Raw genomic sequence first — 18,275 nt, 5'->3', positions numbered from 1 at the left:
CAACATGGATCGATCAGCGCGGGATAACAGGCTGACGTGGCTTCTTGTTGCCCTTGCCACCCTTGGCCGCTTCCTTGCGCTCCTTGGCCGCCTTCTCGTTTCGGGCAAACGCTTCGGCCTTGGCCTTCTCACGCTTGTCCCAAGGCTTGCTGCCATCGCTGGCACGCGGCGGCAGACCGGTGTGCTGGGTCAGGATCTTCTGGTCCTTGCCCACCTTGTAGCTACCCGCCGGCGTCGAGTTCTTGCGGCGCGCGCTCTGGTAGGTATCGCTCTGCGGCTGGTGCAGCGGGATCAGTTGGTGCTTACCCGGCCCGATCAGGTCGGCGCGGCCCATGCGCTCCAGCGCTTCACGCAGCATTGGCCAGCCTTTCGGGTCGTGGTAGCGCAAGAACGCCTTGTGCAGGCGGCGTTGCTCGTCGCTCTTGACGATCTCCACCCCTTCGCTCTTGTAGGTCACCTTGCGCAGCGGGTTCTTGCCCGAGTGGTACATGGCCGTGGCCGACGCCATCGGTGACGGGTAGAACGCCTGCACCTGGTCGGCGCGGAAGCCGTTGCCCTTCAGCCACAGGGCCAGGTTCATCATGTCTTCGTCGGTGGTGCCTGGGTGGGCGGCGATGAAGTACGGGATCAGGTACTGCTCCTTGCCCGCTTCCTTCGAGAACTTCTCGAACATGCGCTTGAAGCGGTCGTAGGTGCCGATACCCGGCTTCATCATCTTGTCCAACGGGCCACGCTCGGTGTGCTCCGGGGCAATCTTCAGGTAACCACCAACGTGGTGGGTCACCAGCTCCTTGACGTACTCCGGTGATTCCACCGCCAGGTCGTAGCGCAGGCCGGAGGCGATCAGGATCTTCTTCACACCCGGCAAGGCACGGGCCTTGCGGTACAGCTCGATCAGCGAGCTGTGGTCGGTGTTGAGGTTTTCGCAGATGCCCGGGAACACGCACGACGGCTTGCGGCAGTGCTTCTCGATGTCGTGGCTCTTGCAGGCGATGCGGTACATGTTGGCAGTCGGGCCGCCAAGGTCGGAGACCACGCCGGTGAAGCCCGGCACCTTGTCGCGCATCTCTTCGATCTCGTTCAGGATCGATTCGTGCGAGCGGTTCTGGATGATGCGGCCTTCGTGCTCGGTGATCGAGCAGAAGGTGCAGCCACCAAAGCAGCCACGCATGATGTTCACCGAGAAACGGATCATTTCGTAGGCCGGGATGCGCTCCTTGCCATAGGCCGGGTGCGGCACACGGGCGTAAGGCATGCCGAACACGTAGTCCATTTCTTCGGTGCTCATGGGGATGGGTGGCGGGTTGAACCACACATCCACTTCGCCATGCTTCTGCACCAGTGCGCGGGCGTTGCCTGGGTTGGTCTCCAGGTGCAGCACGCGGTTGGCGTGGGCGTAGAGTACCGGGTCGTTACGCACCTTTTCGAACGACGGCAGGCGGATCACCGACTTTTCCCGGGTCACGCTCGGGCTGTCGAGAATCTGCACCACCTTGGCTTCGTTCGGGTCTTCCTGGTCGCCCTTGGCCTGCTCGATGGCGCAGGCCTGGGTGTCCTGGGTGTTCACGTACGGGTTGATGATCTTGTCGACGCGGCCCGGGCGGTCGATACGGGTGGAGTCGATTTCGTACCAGCCTTGTGGTGTATCACGGCGCACGAAGGCGGTGCCACGCACGTCGGTGATGGTCTCGATCTTCTCGCCGTTGGACAGGCGCTGGGCCACTTCGACCACCGCGCGCTCGGCGTTGCCGAACAGCAGGATATCGGCGCTGGCGTCGATCAGGATCGAATGGCGAACCTTGTCCTGCCAGTAGTCGTAGTGGGCAATGCGGCGCAGCGAAGCCTCGATGCCGCCGAGCACGATCGGCACATGCTTGTAGGCTTCCTTGCAGCGCTGGCTGTACACCAGGCTGGCGCGGTCCGGACGGCTGCCGGCCAGGCCACCTGGGGTGTAGGCGTCGTCGGAACGGATCTTCTTGTCTGCGGTGTAACGGTTGATCATCGAGTCCATGTTGCCGGCGGCCACGCCGAAGAACAGGTTCGGCTCGCCGAGCTTCATGAAGTCGTCTTTCGACTGCCAGTTCGGCTGGGCGATGATGCCCACGCGGAAGCCCTGGGCCTCCAGCAGACGGCCGATGATGGCCATGCCGAACGATGGGTGGTCGACGTAGGCATCACCGGTCACGATGATGATGTCGCAGGAATCCCAGCCGAGCAGATCCATCTCCTCCCTGCTCATCGGCAGGAAAGGTGCTGGCCCGAAGCATTCGGCCCAGTACTTGGGATAGTCGTAGAGTGGTTTGGCTGCTTGCATGTCAGTGACCGGTTCTGGTGTGCAGGGAAATCGCGGGCGCGGAATATAGCACAAATTTTGACCAAATCCGACTGGATTCGTGGGGATTGGTGAGCTGGGACGACAGTTGGGGGCGCGGGGTGTCGGCGATCACCGGCGCAGGCGGTGCCATCCTCCGCGCTGGATTCTTCGCGACTGAAGCCGCTCCCAGAGGTGTCCCTGCTAACCCAGTGAATTACGCGCTGCTACACGAAAACAGGCTTTATTCATCATCGAAGTTATACATACCCGGCGCCAAGTTATTGAAGCGGGTGTACTAACAGATAACCGGCTCTGATGTAATAGGAACTAGCAGGTGCGGGATATAGCACAAATTTTGACCTAATCCGACTGCAATGGCCGGCTGATCTCCCTCGAATGATCTGGCAATGTTGCCAGTTTCATCAACTTCCTGGCCCACCTAGCATTTAGGAAACACCCAACCCAGGAAGCAAGTGATGAAAATATTCTACGCGTCTCATCGCCCAACCCTATTGCTGGATGGCCGTGGATTCACCCGTATCTTCAATGCAGGGCCAGGCACCCTTACCACGCACCAGGAAAATCACAGCCGCTTGATCGGCAGTGAAATGTCCAATTCACCCTCTTGCACACTTGACCAAAACGGCCGCACCCAGCTGACCTTCAGTGCATACGGCGCTAGGGTCGACCACGGACAAATACCTGCCTTCAAAGGCGAGCTTGAGGATCTGGTCACCGGCCATTACCTGCTGGGAAATGGCTACCGCGCTTACAACCCTCATCTCATGCGTTTCAACAGTCCAGACAGCGACAGCCCATTCGCAAAAGGAGGGTTGAATACCTACTCATTTGCTCTTTGCGACCCGATCAACCGCCGTGATCCGACGGGGCACGCTTTCGAGTTCATTCGTAAGCTATTCGTCAACAAGACCTATCGCGGACCTATCGTGGCGGAGTTCGACGGAATTGTTGTTTTTACTGGGCAAGAACGACCGGACGGAAAATTACCCACCCTGTATATCAGCGCCCATGGCGCTCCAGGCGTGATAGGTGCTGACGGCACCAATACTTACGATGCAACACGCACTTTCAAGGCACTGACAAGCCGCAATATCCAGCTGCACAACAGGCAAATTCATGTACTTGCATGTGACACAGCTTTCCCCCACCCGCTTACCGGCAGCTCATATATCAGCGACCTAAGCGCCCTTACAAAGTTTCAAGTTTCTGGCTACGCGACCACAGTTGCAGTCGTGGAGCGCCGTCAAGGCAACGAATACATTGTAGAGAAACAAAGGGTGCTGCCGCACCATGGAATGACATCGACAAAGACCCGAGCGGGTAAAGGTAGAAAGCAGCAAGACGCCACTGACGACATTCAGGCTGAGATATCCAAGCGGATCAGGACTGCCTGAACATTGAGTCGCTCTAACGAGGCGAGCCTCTACCGACTCTTCTCATTCGTCGTCGTCGAAGTTGTACATGCCCGGTGCGAGGTTCTCGAAGCGGGTGTACTTGCCGATAAACGCCAGGCGCACAAAGCCAATAGGGCCGTTACGCTGTTTACCGATGATGATTTCCGCCACACCCTTGTGCTCGGTCTCGGGGTGGTACACCTCGTCGCGGTACACGAACATGATCACGTCGGCGTCCTGCTCGATTGCACCGGATTCACGCAAGTCGGAGTTCACCGGGCGTTTGTTCGGGCGCTGTTCCAGGGAGCGGTTCAGCTGCGACAGGGCGATGACCGGGCAGTTGAATTCCTTGGCCAGGGCCTTGAGCGAGCGGGAAATTTCGGAAATCTCGTTGGTGCGGTTATCACCGGAAGAGCCCGGGATCTGCATCAGCTGCAGGTAGTCGACCATGATCATGCCGATTTCACCGTGCTCACGCGCCAAGCGCCGCGTACGCGCACGCATTTCAGACGGGCTGATGCCGGCGGTATCGTCGATGAACAGCTTGCGGTCGTTGAGCAGGTTGACTGCCGAGGTCAGGCGTGGCCAGTCGTCGTCGTCCAGCTGGCCGGAACGAACCTTGGTCTGATCGATACGGCCAAGGGAGGAAAGCATACGCATGATCAGCGATTCACCTGGCATTTCGAGGGAGAACACCAGCACCGCCTTTTCGCTGCGTAGGACGGCGTTCTCAACCAGGTTCATGGCAAAGGTGGTTTTACCCATCGACGGACGGCCGGCGACGATGATCAAGTCGGCAGCCTGCAGGCCGCTGGTTTTTTCGTCCAGGTCGGTGTACCCGGTAGAGATACCGGTGATATCACTGTCGGAGTTGAACAGCGTATCGATACGGTCGATGGCCATGGTCAACAGCTCGTTGACGCCTACCGGGCCACCGGTTTTTGGCCGAGCCTCGGCAATCTGGAAGATTTGCCGCTCGGCATCGTCGAGAATCTCTGCAGCGTTGCGCCCCTGGGGGTTGAACGCGTTGTCGGCGATGTCGGTACTGATACTGATCAACTGGCGCAGCGTAGCCCGTTCGCGAATGATCGCGGCGTAGGCCTTGATGTTGGCCACCGACGGGGTGTTCTTGGCCAGCTCGGCCAGGTACGCCAGGCCTCCTACCTGCGAGGACAGGCCTTCCTTGTCCAACTGCTCGTGCAGGGTCACCACGTCGAATGGCTGGTTGGCATCGACCAACTTGTGCACGGCGCGGAAGATCAGCCGGTGGTCATGCCGGTAGAAGTCACCATCCGACACCTGGTCCAGCACCCGCTCCCAGGCATCGTTGTCCAGCATCAGGCCACCGAGCACGGCCTGTTCGGCCTCGATGGAATGCGGCGGTACCTTCAGGGCTGCGGTTTGCAGGTCTAGCTGTTCGGAGGTGGTGATCTCGTTCATGGCCACGAAAGAATTCTAGAGGATGAAAAAGACAAAGGGCACGGCCTGTAAAAAACAGGACCGTGCCCGATGTTAACCGCCTGACTCGCAAGGAGCCAGCCAGTTAGCGCAGCTTAGGCAGCTACGACGACCACACGTACGGTGGCTTCAACGTCGCTGTGCAGGTGCACGGCTACGTCGTATTCGCCAACCTGACGGATGGTGCCGTTCGGCAGACGAACTTCAGCTTTGGCCACTTCTACGCCGGAGGCGGTCAGGGCGTCAGCGATGTCGTGGGTGCCGATCGAACCGAACAGCTTGCCTTCGTCGCCAGCGGTGGCAGTGATGGTCACTTCCAGCTCGGCCAGTTGGGCAGCACGGCTTTCAGCCGACGATTTCTTGTCAGCAGCTGCTTTTTCCAGCTCGGCGCGACGTTCTTCGAACGCAGCCAGGTTGGCGGCGTTGGCAACGGTGGCCTTGCCGAATGGCAGCAGGAAGTTACGGCCGTAACCAGCCTTAACTTTTACTTTGTCGCCCAGGTTGCCCAGGTTAGCGACTTTTTCCAGCAGGATCAGTTCCATTTGGTAAAACCTCTTAACTTTTAACCTTCACCGTTCGCGGAGTCATTCCCCTTGGGGGACTTGCGACCGCGAAAATCAATCAGGCTGTCGACAATGGCCAAAACCATCAGCAAGGGGTAAATCAGCTGCATGATCAGCGGCAGCGTCACGTACATGCCCACCAGCCAGAAACCAGCCAGTCGGCCCTGTGCCACCAGCCCATGCATCAAAGCGATGCCGGCCAGCACCAGAACCAGGCTTGAGGCCGATGCCAGGATGATGAACTGCGGCCCGATGAACGGGGCCACCACCATCACTGCCACCAAGACCGCCATGGTCTGTTTCGGCAACTTCAGCGCGCGAAACTCGCGACCGAAGCCTCCAGGGTTGTACAACGCTGCCTGCCAGTAGCGCGCCAGCACCAAGGCCAGCACACTGAACAACTGCACCGTCACTGCTGTGGAAGCGACCAGCACAGGGCGGATCAGCTCACCGGAGAGCACCGGCTGCCCCTCGATTTTCGGCATGGCTTCGGCAAACGCCTTGGCCAGCACATCGAAGGTTTGCGCCAGCGCCAGATCGAGCACGAGGCTGAAAGCCACGGCGAACACGGCACTGACCAGCAACACACGGCTCCAGGGATGCTCGGCACGCAACAGGGCGGCCAAGGCCACAGCACCCGCAATCACCAAAAAGGTGATGGGATCGCCCATGACCCATACGGCCAGCCCGGCCAGCAGGCCGCCGGCGATGACCGTTGTAGCATCCTTGAACCCACGCCGCAGCAGCACAAGGCTGCAGGCAGCGGCACTCAACCAGAACAGCAGCGGCAGTACCGCGCTGATGACCACCACCAGGGTGGCCTGCACACGACCGCGCATGATGAAACTTGCTAACGCTCGCATGCTAATCCCTTACTGCTTGTCGACGACCCGGTCTCAGCGGCCGTGGCTGTCGGTGTAGGGCAGCAGGGCCAGGAAGCGGGCGCGCTTGATAGCGGTAGCCAGCTGACGCTGATAACGAGCTTTGGTACCGGTGATACGGCTTGGAACGATCTTGCCGGTTTCGGATACGTAAGCTTTCAGGGTGTTGAGATCTTTGAAGTCGATCTCTTTCACGTCTTCAGCAGTGAAGCGGCAGAATTTACGACGACGGAAGAAACGTGCCATTTAATAGGCTCCTCTAAAGGTCCGTGGATTACTCGTCAGCGTTATCGCTGGAGTCGCTGTCATTGCTGTCGTCGCCTTCGGCGGAGTCAGCATGCTCAGGACGCTCACGACGCTCACGGCGCTCGCTGCGGTTTTCTTCAGCCTTCAGCATCTCGGACTGGCCGGTAACGGCTTCGTCGCGACGGATGACCAGGTTACGGATAACGGCATCGTTGTAGCGGAAGTTGTCTTCCAGCTCGGCCAGGGCCTTGCCGGTGCACTCAACGTTCAGCATCACGTAGTGAGCCTTGTGAACATTGTTGATTGCGTAGGCCAGTTGACGACGGCCCCAGTCTTCCAGGCGGTGGATCTTGCCACCGTCTTCTTCGATCAGCTTGGTGTAACGCTCAACCATGCCGCCGACTTGCTCGCTCTGGTCCGGGTGAACCAGGAAGATGATTTCGTAATGACGCATGAATGCTCCTTACGGGTTAGTAGTCTGCCAGCGAATCTGGTCAGACAAGGAGTGAATGACACTGTATGTCTTGCACGGAGGGGAGGCACATAAGCGCCTGCCAGCTCGGCAAGGGGCGCAATTGTAGAGAAGGCGGGGCGCACAAGCAAGGCAATTGGTGAATATTTGAACAGCCTGAAACATATTCAGAATGTGCCCGCCCCCACAAGCAATCCGCATTGCCAAAGGCAACAGTGAACCTGTGGGAGCGGGCGCGCTCGCGAAGACGGTGGAACTGGCTGAAGATCAGCGCTTGGCTTGACGCTGACGCACCGCTTCGAACAGGCAAACCCCGGTCGCAACCGACACGTTCAGGCTGCTGACGCTGCCAGCCATCGGCAATTTCACCAGAAAATCGCAATGCTCGCGGGTGAGACGGCGCATGCCCTTGCCTTCTGCGCCCATGATCACCACCAGGGGGCCGGTCAGGTCCTGCTGGTAGATCTCCTGCTCGGCCTCGCCAGCGGTACCCACTACCCACAAGCCACGCTGCTGCAGCTTTTCCAGGGTACGCGCCAGGTTGGTCACGGCCACCAGCGGGATCACTTCCGCCGCACCGCATGCCACCTTGCGCACAACCGGCGTCAGCGTTGCAGATTTGTCCTTGGGCACGATCACTGCCGTGGCACCCGCCGCATCGGCCGTGCGCAGGCAAGCGCCAAGGTTGTGCGGATCGGTGACACCGTCCAGCACCAGGATCAGCGGCGGCGTTTCAGTGCGCTCGAGCAACTCCTCGAGCATCAACTCGCCCCATACCTGGCTCGGGCTCACCTCGGCGACCACGCCCTGATGCACGCCCTCTACCCAGGCATCCAACTCACGGCGCTCGGCCTGGCCGACCGGCACGCGGTTCTCCGCGGCCAGCGCCAGCAAGGTTTCGAGGCGTGGCTCGCTGCGCCCTTCCGACAGCCAGATCTGCTTGACCCGCTTTGGATGGTGCTGCAGCAATGCCTGCACGGCGTGCACGCCGTAGATCTTTTCCAGCTGACTCATGACTTGCTCTTGCTCTTGCGTGGCGCGCCGGACTTCGGCGGGCCTTTACGGTGCTTGGTCGGTTTGCCGGACGGCTTGCCACCTTTTTCCGACTTGCTGCCAGCACTGCTGCGCGCGTCGGTCATCAGGGCTTTTTTCATCTCGCGGCTTTTACGCACTTCAGCATTGCGCTGCACGGCATCCTTGGGGAAATACGCTTCGGACGCTTCGCTTTTGCGGCTGCGCGGCTTGGGCGTGGCTTTCGCTTCGGCAACCGGCGGCTGCTCGGCCTTTTCGGTAGCCTGTGCGGCGCCGCGCTGCTTGCGGCCGATCGGTGCGGCGAGGGTCTTGTCCGACACTTCGAAGTCGATCTTGCGCTCGTCCAGATCGACGCGCATGACCTTGACTTCGATGGTGTCGCCCAGGCGGAAGCTGCGCCCTGTGCGCTCGCCGGACAGGCGGTGATGCACCGGGTCGAAGTGGTAATAGTCGCCCGGCAGCGCACTGACGTGCACCAGGCCTTCCACATAGATATCGGTCAGCTCGACGAACAGGCCAAAACCGGTCACCGCAGTGATCACACCCGGGAACGTCTCGCCCACACGGTCCTTCATGAACTCGCACTTGAGCCAGTTGACCACGTCACGGGTGGCCTCGTCGGCCCGGCGCTCGGTCATCGAGCACTGTTCGCCGAGTTGCTCCAGGGTGTTTTCGTCGTACGGGTAGATACGCGCCTTGGGGATGCTCATGGCACCGGCACGCTTGACGTGCGGGGTATCTACCTTGGAACGGATGATGCTGCGGATGGCGCGGTGCACCAGCAGGTCCGGGTAACGGCGGATCGGCGAGGTAAAGTGGGTGTACGCCTCGTAGTTCAAGCCAAAGTGGCCGTTGTTCTCGGTGCTGTACACCGCCTGGCTCAGCGAGCGCAGCATGACGGTCTGAATCAGGTGGAAGTCCGGGCGCCCGGCGATGCTCGCCAGCAGAGCCTGGTAGTCCTTCGGCGACGGGTCCTTGCCCTTGTGCAGGCTCAGGCCCAGCTCACCCAGGAAGGCGCGCAGCTTTTCCAGGCGCTCCGGCGGCGGGCCGTCGTGCACGCGGTACAGGGCTGGCACGCCATGCTTCTGCAGGAACTCGGCGGTGGCCACGTTGGCCGCCAGCATGCATTCCTCGATCAGCTTGTGGGCATCATTGCGTACGGTCGGGCGAATTTCCGCGATCTTGCGCTGGTCACCGAAGATGATGCGGGTTTCCTGGGTTTCGAAGTCGATGGCACCACGCGTGTGACGCGCATCCACCAGCACCTTGTACAGGTTGTACAGGTTCTTCAGGTCCGGCACGACTTCCTTGTACTCTTCGCGCAGCGCTTTACCCTCACGGGTACGGGCGTGCTCGAGCATGCTGCTGACCTTGTTGTAGGTCAGGCGGGCGTGAGAGTGGATCACGCCTTCGTAGAACTGATAGTCGACCATCTGGCCGGCTTTGTTCATGGTCATTTCACAAACCATGGCCAACCGGTCGACATGCGGGTTCAGCGAGCACAGGCCGTTGGACAGCTCTTCGGGGAGCATCGGCACCACACGCTCGGGGAAGTACACCGAGTTGCCGCGCTGCTGGGCTTCGACATCCAGGGCCGAGCCCAGGCGCACGTAGCTGGAAACGTCGGCAATGGCCACGTACAGACGCCAGCCACCGGAGAACAGGCGCAGCTTGCCCAGGGGCTCGCAATAAACGGCATCGTCGAAGTCGCGGGCGTCTTCACCATCAATGGTGACGAACGGCAGATGGCGCAGGTCGACGCGCTTCTCTTTATCCTTCTCCTCGACTTCGGAGCGGAACTTGCGTGCTTCCTTGACCACATCAGCAGGCCAGACGTGCGGGATGTCGTAGCTGCGCAGGGCTACGTCGATTTCCATGCCTGGGGCCATGTAGTTGCCGATGACCTCGACCACATCGCCTTGCGGCTGGAAGCGCGGGGTTGGCCAGTGGGTGATCTTGATTTCGACGAACTGACCGATCTTGGCACCGCCGTTACGCCCGGCGGTCACCAGCACTTCCTGCTGGATCTTCGGGTTGTCCGGCGTCACGTAGCCAATGCCGCCTTCTTCGAAATAGCGACCGACCACGCTCTCATGGGCGCGGGAAATGACCTCGACGATCACCCCTTCACGGCGCCCACGGCGGTCTGTGCCGGAAACCCGCGCCAACGCGCGGTCGCCATCGAAGGCCAGACGCATCTGCGACGGGCCAAGGAACAGGTCATCACTGCCATCATCGGGGATGAGGAAACCAAAACCGTCGCGGTGGCCGGAGATACGGCCGCAGATCAGGTCCAGCTTGTCCACCGGGGCATAAGTGCCGCGCCGGGTATAGATAAGCTGGCCATCGCGCTCCATGGCACGCAGGCGGCGGCGCAGGGCTTCGATCTGGTCTTCCTCATACAGACCAAACTCTTTCGCCAGCTCCTCGCGGGCAGCGGGTTCGCCACGGTCGGCGAGGCGCTGCAGGATCAGCTCACGGCTGGGAATGGGGTTGTCGTATTTTTCCGCTTCGCGAGCGGCCTCGGGATCGAGGGATTGCCAATCGGCCATCAGAAGGGGTTCACCTTGGGGTATATAGATAGGAATTCTGGCATAGGCGTATTGAAACCGGAAATGTCTGCCTTGGACAGCCCCCGCTGCAGTGCATAGACAGCCGTAATAGGCCTGTGGAATCAACAAGTTGAATTTTTTGAATTTTTTTTTGATTGGGGGCTTTACAGCCTTGGGGAGCGTCCGTATAGTGCGCACCACAACGACGGACAACCCCGAAGTTGTAGTAGAGATGAACGGCGCTGTAAAGCATCTTGTAATCTCGAATGTGTGCCCAGGTGGCGGAATTGGTAGACGCGCTGGTTTCAGGTATCAGTGACCGCAAGGTCGTGGAAGTTCGAGTCTTCTCCTGGGCACCAAATATTTTCAAGTAACAGATGACCAAGGATCTGTTACTACTGTGTGAAAGCGAACGATAGTCGCCTTCTGCAGATGATGTAAAGCTTTGCCCAGGTGGCGGAATTGGTAGACGCGCTGGTTTCAGGTATCAGTGACCGCAAGGTCGTGGAAGTTCGAGTCTTCTCCTGGGCACCATACAAAAACCCACTAGCTTGCTAGTGGGTTTTTTCTTGCCTGCGTTTTGTGCATCCCTCCCCTTTCGGCCATTGGTGCAAACCCATTTCGACGGTTACACCATCGTCTGACCATGAATTTCTCGTCACCCGGCCACTTGAGAAACGATTTCGTTTACCATTGTTTCCAAATATGTAGCCGTAAGCGAGGAAGTACCCGCATGACGATCCGCCCGCAACCGCTGATGCGCACCTTGGCCGCCGCCGTGCTGAGCCTGGTCATCGGCGCTCCGGCCGCCATGGCAGACGCACCGGTCAGCCTGACCATGTACAACGGTCAGCACAAGGAAATCGGCGAAGCCATCGCCAAGGCCTACGAGGCCAAGACCGGTATTCATATCGACATCCGCAAGGGCAGCAGCAACCAGCTGGCCAGCCAGATCATCGAGGAAGGCGACCGTTCGCCGGCCGACATCATCTACACCGAAGAGTCCCCACCCCTGAACAACCTGGGCGAACTGGGCCTGCTGGCGAAGATCGACGACGCCACCGCGAACATGATGCCCAAGGAGTACGTTGGCGCCAACGGCACCTGGATGGGTATCACGGCCCGTACGCGCATCGTGGTGTACAACCCGAAGAAGGTCGACGAAAAAGACCTGCCAACCACGGTGATGGACTTCGCCAACCCTGAGTGGGAAGGCCGCGTCGGCTACGTGCCCACCAGTGGTGCGTTCCAGGAGCAGGCCGTGGCCATTCTGAAGATGCATGGCCGCGAAGCCACCGAAGAATGGCTGACCGGCCTGAAAGCTTTCGGCAAGACCTACACCAACAACATGGTCGCCCTCAAAGCCGTGGAAAAAGGCGAAGTGGCGGCGGTCCTGGTGAACAATTACTACTGGTACGCGCTTGAACGCGAGCGCGGCAAGCTGGACACCAAGCTCTACTACCTGGCCGACGGCGATGCCGGCAACCTGGTCACCATCTCTGGCGCGGCCGTGGTCAAGGCCAGCAAGCACCCGAAAGAAGCCCAGGCTCTGCTCAACTGGATGGCCAGCGAAGAGGGCCAACGCGTGATTACCCAGACTACCGCCGAGTACCCGCTGCACAAGGGCATGGTTTCGGACCGTGGCCTGAAGCCGTTCAACGAGCTGCGCCCGCCGAACATCTCGCCAGCCGACCTGGGTAATGCCGAAGAAGCCATCGAGCTCGAGCGCGAGGTCGGTCTGCTCTGATGACTGCCGCCCTGTCCGAACCGGCGCCGGTACGCTTCGTTCCGCGCCGCAAGCGCCCGTCCATCTGGGTGGTGCTGCCTGTGCTGTTCCTGGTGGCGATGAGCTTGCTGCCACTGGCTTACGTCGCCATCAAAGCCTGGGAAGCAGGCTGGCGCGAAGCCTTGCACCTGCTGTGGCGCCCCTTTGTCTGGGGGCTGATGCGCAACACCCTGATGCTGATGGTCGGGGTGACGCTGACCTGCATGGTGGTCGGCCTGGCGCTGGCCTGGTTGCTGGAGCGCAGCAACCTGGCCGGCCGTCGGCTGTGGGGCGTGGTGTTGTGCCTGCCGTTCGCCGTGCCATCGTTCGTCAGCAGCTTCACCTGGGTGTCGCTGAGCTCGGACTTCGAAGGCCTTGGTGGGGCGATCATGGTCATGGCCCTGTCCAAGTACCCGCTGGTGTTCCTGCCCGTTGCCGCGACCCTGCGCAACCTCGACACCTCGCTTGAGGAATCGGCGCGCACCCTGGGCTGCAGCCGCTGGGGCGTGTTCAGCAAGGTCACCCTGCCGCTGCTGTGGCCGTCGATGCTCGGTGGTGCGCTACTGATTGCCCTGCATATGCTGGTGGAGTTTGGCGCGCTGTCGATCCTAGGCCTGCAGACGTTCACCACGGCCATCTACCAGCAGTTCGAACTGGAGTTCAGCAATGCCAACGCGGCCATGCTGTCTGCTGTGCTGCTGGCGATGTGCCTGGTGATGCTTTGGTTGGAACTGCGCGTACGCGGCAAAGCCCGCCATGTGCGCATCGGCCAAGGCGTAGCGCGGCGCGCGCAACCCGTGCGGCTGCGGGGCTGGGCGGTGCTGGCGCAGCTGTTCTGCATTGGCCTGGCAGTGCTGGGCAGCGGTATTCCGCTGGCCATGCTCGGCTACTGGCTTAGCGTCGGTTCATCGGCAGCGTTCCCGGTGGCAGCCATTTCCAAGGCGCTGTTCACTTCGCTGTCGGTGTCACTTGGCGGTGCAGGTTTCTGTGTGTTGCTGGCCCTGCCGATCAGCTTCCTGGTGGTACGTTACAAAGGTCGCCTGGCGATCTGGGCCGAGCGCCTGCCGTACCTGTTGCACGCCCTCCCCGGCCTAGTGATTGCCCTGACCTTGGTGTTCTTCGCCCTGCACTACGTGCCGGCGCTGTACCAGACCACGGCATTGCTGCTGCTGGCTTATGCGCTGCTCTTCTTGCCATTGGCCCAGTCGCCAGTGCGCACCGCGCTGAACAAGGCCTCGCCGACGCTGGAGGAAGCCGCGCGCACGCTGGGTGCCAACAGCTTCGCGGCGTTCTGCCGGGTGACCTTGCCAATCATCTTCCCAGCCATGGCGGCAGCGTTTGCGCTGGTGTTCCTGGATGCCATGAAAGAGCTGACCGCTACCCTGCTACTGAGCCCGACCGGGATGACCACCCTGGCGACCGAGGTATGGGCACACACCGCCAACGTCGAATTCGCCGCAGCGGCGCCTTATGCGGCATTGCTGATCGTGGTGTCGGGGTTGCCGGTTTATCTGCTGACCACGCGGATGTACCTGAACAAGGCATGAGTCGCGTAGCCCTCATCGCCTGCAAGGCAGCGATGAGGGCACCCCAGCCATCACGCGATATTGCGCAGCATGCGCCGCACGATTGGCCCGTGAGCCATGCCGACAGGCAGCATGTAGTAGCGACCGAAACGATTGAAGCACTGCACCGAGGTGGTGACGCTAAGGCGCTGCCGACCTTGCTCTGCTTCATCCAGGTCCATGCTCACCATGACCGCCAAGTGCGTGTCACGTGAAGTCAGGACCAGTTGCTGGTCGCTGATCGCCTCGACGGTGAAGAAATCCAGAAGCCCACCCACTACCGGAGCCCGCTCGGGGTTAAGTGACGAGAAGCCGTGGATAGCAGCGACGTTGAACCGGCGCGAGATGAAGTCGCGCAGGCGGAAGGCTGCAGCCAACCAGCCCGGCACGTCCGAGGTCATGGCGTAATAGGCCTTGATGGCAGTCATTGGCGCAGTGACGTTTATGCCATCGCTATGAAGAAAATCCAGCTCCGCCGGAGCGGCGACCAGTTGGGCGGACATGAACAACTCCTTTTGTCACGTGTCGCCGCCATCATAGCAATGCCGCCCACGGAGTAACGGCCCTGTGTGCCGCTCCCACAACGCTCACCTTATGCCCTGAATTGTCCCAGGCTTGCCCGCAATTGCGCCGCCAAGTCATCCAGCACCTTGCTGCTGGCCGTGGTCTGCATCACCACCTCAGCCGAGCGCTCAGCCTGGGCATGGATGGTTTCCACCCGGCCACGCACCGCCTGCGCGCCATTCGCCTGCTGCTCAGCAGCGCGGGTAGCAAGGCCAATGGCCGCATGCACCTGCTCGACCGCCGCCTGCACCGACTGTTGCCGGCGTTCGTTGTCACGCAGCACCAGCAACCCTTCGCTGGCCTTGAGCCCGGCCTGGCTGATAGTCGCCACTGCTTCCTTGGCGCCCTTCTGCAACGCGGCAATATGCGCCTGGATATCCCCGGTGGAGCTTTGCGTCTTGCTCGCCAGCGCCCGCACTTCGTCGGCTACCACGGCAAAACCGCGCCCGGTTTCACCAGCTCGGGCCGCCTCGATGGCAGCATTCAAGGCCAACAGATTGGTCTGCTCGGCGATGCCATGGATCACTGTCAGCACCACTTCGATCTGCTCACTCTGCTTGGCCAGCCGCTCGATCACCTGGGAGCCGGTATTCACTTGCCCGGCCAGGTTCTCGATCAAGCCGGCGAGCTGGGTCGAGGTGCGACTGTTCTCGTCAGTGGCCTGGCGGATATCCACCACCTGCTGCAAGGCCGCCTGCATCGCATGGCTTTCGGCCTGAGCCTCATCGGCCATGCTCGACAGGTCACGCAGGCTAGCCGCCACTTCATCGCGCTGCAGCGCAGCAGCGGCATCGGCACCCGCATTGCGCTGGGCCATTGCACCAATTTCCACGCCGGTGCGCTGCGCCACTTCACCCGCCTCGCGCACGATCGGTTGCAGCTTGTCGACAAAGCGGTTCACCGCCGAGGCCATGTCGCCAATTTCATCGCGGCTGTCGAGCGGCACGCGCTTGGTCAGGTCACCTTCACCGGCCGCCAGATCGTCCAAGGCGCCAATTAACAAACGCAGCTTGCTCAACACTCGACGACCCAGCACTAAAGCCACCACCAACAGTACGCCCAGGCCAACCAGCACCAGGCCCAGACCGATGCGCCAGCGCAGCTCGGCGGCGGCTTCGCGCACGGTCTGCGCGGTATTGGCCTGCATTGCGGCCGCGCTGCCTTGGGCTTTCTCCAGGCGTTCGCGCAGGGTCTTGCCACTGTCGGCAGCAGCGCCGACCAGGCTGTCACCAACCAGCTGTTCACCACTGGCGATCAGTGCCGCAAAGCGTTGATCCAGGGCTTTGAGCTCCTGATCGATACCGGCCGTGGAAACCCCCATCACCACCTTGCCGATTTCTGCGCCATTGGGGTTGATCGAGGCTTCGACAAAGTACACCGCCGGGTCGCGCCGGGCGGCATCGATCACCTTGTCCAGCGCACGCTCGCCTTGGCCCTTTTCCATCAGCGCCTGATTGATCGGGTTTTGCCGGTTGAGGTAGCGGGTCAGGTGCTGGCCCTGGGCGTCGTCGTACACCACGAACAGCACGTTAGGGTTGCGCTGGGCGCGCCGGGCGAAGTCGGAGAGTACCGGCACATCGTTGTCCCAGATCGCCCTAGGCGCAACCGAAGCCAGTAGCTCGGCCATGTCGTTGGCGGAGTCCTTGAGGTTCTTTTCCAGGGTGTTGCGCAGTTGCTGCTGTTCGCTTTGCAGGCGTTCCGACAACCCTGCACTCAGGCGCTGACGGGTGCTGCTGGACAGGCCGTCGAGCCCCGTGCGCACATCTTGCCCAGCTTGCTCCAGGTCGCTGGCGAGCTGGCGGCTGTCATTGCCCAGGCGCTCGCCAAGGTCGGCCTCCAGAGCAGTGACTGTGCTTCGGGTAAGCGCAACGGCCACCAGCACCTGCACCAAAAGAGCGATACCAAGGGCAACAAACACAGGCCGCAAGAGGCGGCTTCGTAACAGTGAGAGGATGGCAGACACGGTGTAACCCTCGTGTTTTCTGGCGCCACTATTTTGATGGCATCTACAGAAACTTCTTACAGCAAGGGTTGTGCCGGAGGCAGCAGGGATAAACGCCAAGGTTCAGCAAGGCGGTTACCTGCCCCACAAATGAAAACGCCGCAGCCCCTTTCAGGGCCACGGCGTCAGATCAGCCTGGAGGGCAGATCAGGCGAACGGGTGACGCAGCACGATGGTCTCGTTGCGGTCCGGGCCGGTCGAAATGATGTCGATCGGTGCGCCGACCAGCTCTTCAATGCGCTTGATGTAGTCACGCGCAGCTTGCGGCAGCTCTTCCAGGGTTTTCACGCCCAGGGTCGACTCGCTCCAGCCTGGCATCTCTTCGTACACCGGCTCCAGGCCAATGTAGCTGTCGGCGTCGGAAGGCGCGTCGATGACAGCACCGTTCTCGTTCTTGTAGCCCACGCAGATGTTGATGGTTTCCAGGCCGTCCAGTACGTCCAGCTTGGTCAGGCAGATGCCCGAGATGCTGTTGACGTCGATGGCGCGACGCAGGATCACGGCATCGAACCAGCCGCAACGACGGGCACGGCCAGTGGTGGAACCGAACTCGTGGCCACGCTTGGCCAGGGTAGCGCCGGTCTCGTCGAACAGCTCGGTCGGGAACGGACCGGAACCTACGCGAGTGGTGTAGGCCTTGGTGATACCCAGGATGTAGTCCAGGTACATAGGACCAACGCCGGAACCGGTGGAGATACCGCCAGCAGTGGTGTTGGAGCTGGTGACGTACGGGTAGGTACCGTGGTCGATGTCCAGCAGCGAGCCCTGGGCGCCTTCGAACATGATGTCCTTGCCGGCGCGACGCAGGTTGTGCAGCTCGGCGGTGACATCGAGCATCATCGGCTTGAGCTGTTCGGCGTAGGCCATGCACTCATCCAGGGTTTGCTGGAAGTCGATGGCCGGCTCTTTGTAGTAGTTCACCAGCTGGAAGTTGTGGTAGTCCAGCAGTTCACCCAGCTTGGCAGCGAAACGCTCGCGGTGGAACAGGTCACCCACGCGCAGGCCGCGGCGCGCGACCTTGTCTTCGTAGGCTGGGCCGATGCCACGGCCGGTGGTGCCGATCTTGGCTTCGCCACGGGCTTTTTCACGGGCCTGGTCCAGGGCCACGTGGTACGACAGGATCAGCGGCGCAGCCGGGGAGATGCGCAGGCGCTCGCGCACCGGTACGCCCTTCTCTTCCAGCTTGGTGATTTCACGCATCAGTGCGTCCGGGGCAACGACCACGCCGTTGCCGATCAGGCACTGTACGCCTTCACGCAGGATGCCGGACGGAATCAGGTGCAGAACGGTCTTCTCACCGTTGATCACCAGGGTGTGGCCCGCGTTGTGGCCACCTTGGTAGCGCACTACGGCGGCAGCATGTTCGGTCAGCAGATCGACGATCTTGCCTTTGCCCTCATCACCCCACTGGGTGCCCAGGACGACGACATTCTTACCCATTACATT

The 18,275-nt window shown here is 60.9% G+C and carries 14 protein-coding genes and 2 tRNA genes; 5 read left to right on the top strand and 11 right to left on the bottom strand.

Annotated elements, in window-relative coordinates; all coding sequences use genetic code 11:
* Window positions 1–13: 13 nt before the first annotated feature.
* Complete coding sequence (locus Q9451_RS05155) at window positions 14–2,314, bottom strand: YgiQ family radical SAM protein (RefSeq protein WP_345960888.1); 2,301 nt, start codon at window positions 2,312–2,314, stop codon at window positions 14–16.
* Window positions 2,315–2,790: 476 nt separating this feature from the next.
* Here Q9451_RS05155 and Q9451_RS05150 point away from each other — a divergent pair, with 476 nt between their 5' ends.
* On the top strand, window positions 2,791–3,729 hold the full coding sequence (locus Q9451_RS05150; protein WP_012274443.1) for an RHS repeat-associated core domain-containing protein: 939 nt from the start codon (window positions 2,791–2,793) through the stop codon (window positions 3,727–3,729).
* A 42-nt stretch (window positions 3,730–3,771) separates the two neighbouring features.
* Here the strand turns inward: Q9451_RS05150 and dnaB are convergent, their stop codons facing one another.
* From dnaB to rnr, 7 genes are all read right to left on the bottom strand, one after another.
* A complete protein-coding gene (gene dnaB, locus Q9451_RS05145) occupies window positions 3,772–5,169 on the bottom strand; it encodes a replicative DNA helicase (protein ID WP_012274444.1) in 1,398 nt (465 codons plus the stop codon).
* A gap of 113 nt (window positions 5,170–5,282) precedes the next feature.
* Window positions 5,283–5,729: a 50S ribosomal protein L9 gene (rplI, locus tag Q9451_RS05140; RefSeq protein WP_012274445.1), complete on the bottom strand. Its 447-nt coding sequence runs from the start codon at window positions 5,727–5,729 to the stop codon at window positions 5,283–5,285.
* Window positions 5,730–5,749: 20 nt separating this feature from the next.
* A complete protein-coding gene (locus tag Q9451_RS05135; RefSeq protein ID WP_012274446.1) occupies window positions 5,750–6,613 on the bottom strand; it encodes a hypothetical protein in 864 nt (287 codons plus the stop codon).
* 33 nt (window positions 6,614–6,646) lie between these two features.
* Entirely contained in the window at window positions 6,647–6,877 is a 231-nt protein-coding gene (rpsR, locus tag Q9451_RS05130) for a 30S ribosomal protein S18 (protein WP_003249563.1), read from the bottom strand.
* Between the two features lie 28 nt (window positions 6,878–6,905).
* Window positions 6,906–7,331: a 30S ribosomal protein S6 gene (gene rpsF / locus Q9451_RS05125; protein ID WP_003249557.1), complete on the bottom strand. Its 426-nt coding sequence runs from the start codon at window positions 7,329–7,331 to the stop codon at window positions 6,906–6,908.
* 285 nt (window positions 7,332–7,616) lie between these two features.
* A complete protein-coding gene (rlmB, locus tag Q9451_RS05120; RefSeq protein ID WP_012274447.1) occupies window positions 7,617–8,363 on the bottom strand; it encodes a 23S rRNA (guanosine(2251)-2'-O)-methyltransferase RlmB in 747 nt (248 codons plus the stop codon).
* Window positions 8,360–10,933 carry a ribonuclease R gene (rnr, locus tag Q9451_RS05115; RefSeq protein ID WP_012274448.1) on the bottom strand — a complete coding sequence of 858 codons (2,574 nt, stop codon included), beginning with the start codon at window positions 10,931–10,933 and terminating at the stop codon, window positions 8,360–8,362. The genes rlmB and rnr overlap by 4 nt, the downstream gene beginning before the upstream one ends.
* Window positions 10,934–11,205: 272 nt before the next feature.
* On the opposite strand from rnr, the gene Q9451_RS05110 reads away from it, so the two are divergent.
* The 4 genes from Q9451_RS05110 (at window position 11,206) to Q9451_RS05095 (ending at window position 14,245) form a co-directional block, all read left to right on the top strand.
* Window positions 11,206–11,292: transfer RNA gene (locus tag Q9451_RS05110), tRNA-Leu, on the top strand.
* 88 nt (window positions 11,293–11,380) lie between these two features.
* Window positions 11,381–11,467, top strand: a tRNA-Leu gene (locus tag Q9451_RS05105).
* A 199-nt stretch (window positions 11,468–11,666) separates the two neighbouring features.
* Window positions 11,667–12,680: an extracellular solute-binding protein gene (locus Q9451_RS05100; protein WP_012274449.1), complete on the top strand. Its 1,014-nt coding sequence runs from the start codon at window positions 11,667–11,669 to the stop codon at window positions 12,678–12,680.
* Window positions 12,680–14,245, top strand: a complete 1,566-nt coding sequence (locus Q9451_RS05095; RefSeq protein ID WP_012274450.1) for an iron ABC transporter permease — start codon at window positions 12,680–12,682, stop codon at window positions 14,243–14,245. The genes Q9451_RS05100 and Q9451_RS05095 overlap by 1 nt, the downstream gene beginning before the upstream one ends.
* Before the next feature lie 50 nt (window positions 14,246–14,295).
* On the opposite strand, the gene Q9451_RS05090 is transcribed toward Q9451_RS05095, so the two are convergent.
* The 3 genes from Q9451_RS05090 to Q9451_RS05080 all read right to left on the bottom strand — a co-directional run bounded on the left by Q9451_RS05090 (window position 14,296) and on the right by Q9451_RS05080 (window position 18,269).
* Window positions 14,296–14,766, bottom strand: coding sequence for a DUF2867 domain-containing protein (locus tag Q9451_RS05090; protein WP_012274451.1), 471 nt, complete (start codon window positions 14,764–14,766; stop codon window positions 14,296–14,298).
* An 89-nt stretch (window positions 14,767–14,855) separates the two neighbouring features.
* A complete protein-coding gene (locus tag Q9451_RS05085) occupies window positions 14,856–16,790 on the bottom strand; it encodes a methyl-accepting chemotaxis protein (protein WP_012274452.1) in 1,935 nt (644 codons plus the stop codon).
* A gap of 186 nt (window positions 16,791–16,976) precedes the next feature.
* On the bottom strand, window positions 16,977–18,269 hold the full coding sequence (locus Q9451_RS05080) for an adenylosuccinate synthase (RefSeq protein WP_003249542.1): 1,293 nt from the start codon (window positions 18,267–18,269) through the stop codon (window positions 16,977–16,979).
* Window positions 18,270–18,275: the final 6 nt, after the last annotated feature.

Source organism: Pseudomonas sp. NY8896, assembly GCF_039634505.1.
This window is presented reverse-complemented; position numbering and strand designations above follow the sequence as displayed.

What these genes read in the sequence shown, in the direction of transcription:
- Q9451_RS05155 (WP_345960888.1), bottom strand. Translation starts at nt 2,314, where the DNA reads ATGCAAGCAGCCAAACCACTCTACGACTATCCCAAGTACTGGGCCGAA.
- Q9451_RS05150 (WP_012274443.1), top strand. Translation starts at nt 2,791, where the DNA reads ATGAAAATATTCTACGCGTCTCATCGCCCAACCCTATTGCTGGATGGC.
- dnaB (WP_012274444.1), bottom strand. Translation starts at nt 5,169, where the DNA reads ATGAACGAGATCACCACCTCCGAACAGCTAGACCTGCAAACCGCAGCC.
- rplI (WP_012274445.1), bottom strand. Translation starts at nt 5,729, where the DNA reads ATGGAACTGATCCTGCTGGAAAAAGTCGCTAACCTGGGCAACCTGGGC.
- Q9451_RS05135 (WP_012274446.1), bottom strand. Translation starts at nt 6,613, where the DNA reads ATGCGAGCGTTAGCAAGTTTCATCATGCGCGGTCGTGTGCAGGCCACC.
- rpsR (WP_003249563.1), bottom strand. Translation starts at nt 6,877, where the DNA reads ATGGCACGTTTCTTCCGTCGTCGTAAATTCTGCCGCTTCACTGCTGAA.
- rpsF (WP_003249557.1), bottom strand. Translation starts at nt 7,331, where the DNA reads ATGCGTCATTACGAAATCATCTTCCTGGTTCACCCGGACCAGAGCGAG.
- rlmB (WP_012274447.1), bottom strand. Translation starts at nt 8,363, where the DNA reads ATGAGTCAGCTGGAAAAGATCTACGGCGTGCACGCCGTGCAGGCATTG.
- rnr (WP_012274448.1), bottom strand. Translation starts at nt 10,933, where the DNA reads ATGGCCGATTGGCAATCCCTCGATCCCGAGGCCGCTCGCGAAGCGGAA.
- Q9451_RS05100 (WP_012274449.1), top strand. Translation starts at nt 11,667, where the DNA reads ATGACGATCCGCCCGCAACCGCTGATGCGCACCTTGGCCGCCGCCGTG.
- Q9451_RS05095 (WP_012274450.1), top strand. Translation starts at nt 12,680, where the DNA reads ATGACTGCCGCCCTGTCCGAACCGGCGCCGGTACGCTTCGTTCCGCGC.
- Q9451_RS05090 (WP_012274451.1), bottom strand. Translation starts at nt 14,766, where the DNA reads ATGTCCGCCCAACTGGTCGCCGCTCCGGCGGAGCTGGATTTTCTTCAT.
- Q9451_RS05080 (WP_003249542.1), bottom strand. Translation starts at nt 18,269, where the DNA reads ATGGGTAAGAATGTCGTCGTCCTGGGCACCCAGTGGGGTGATGAGGGC.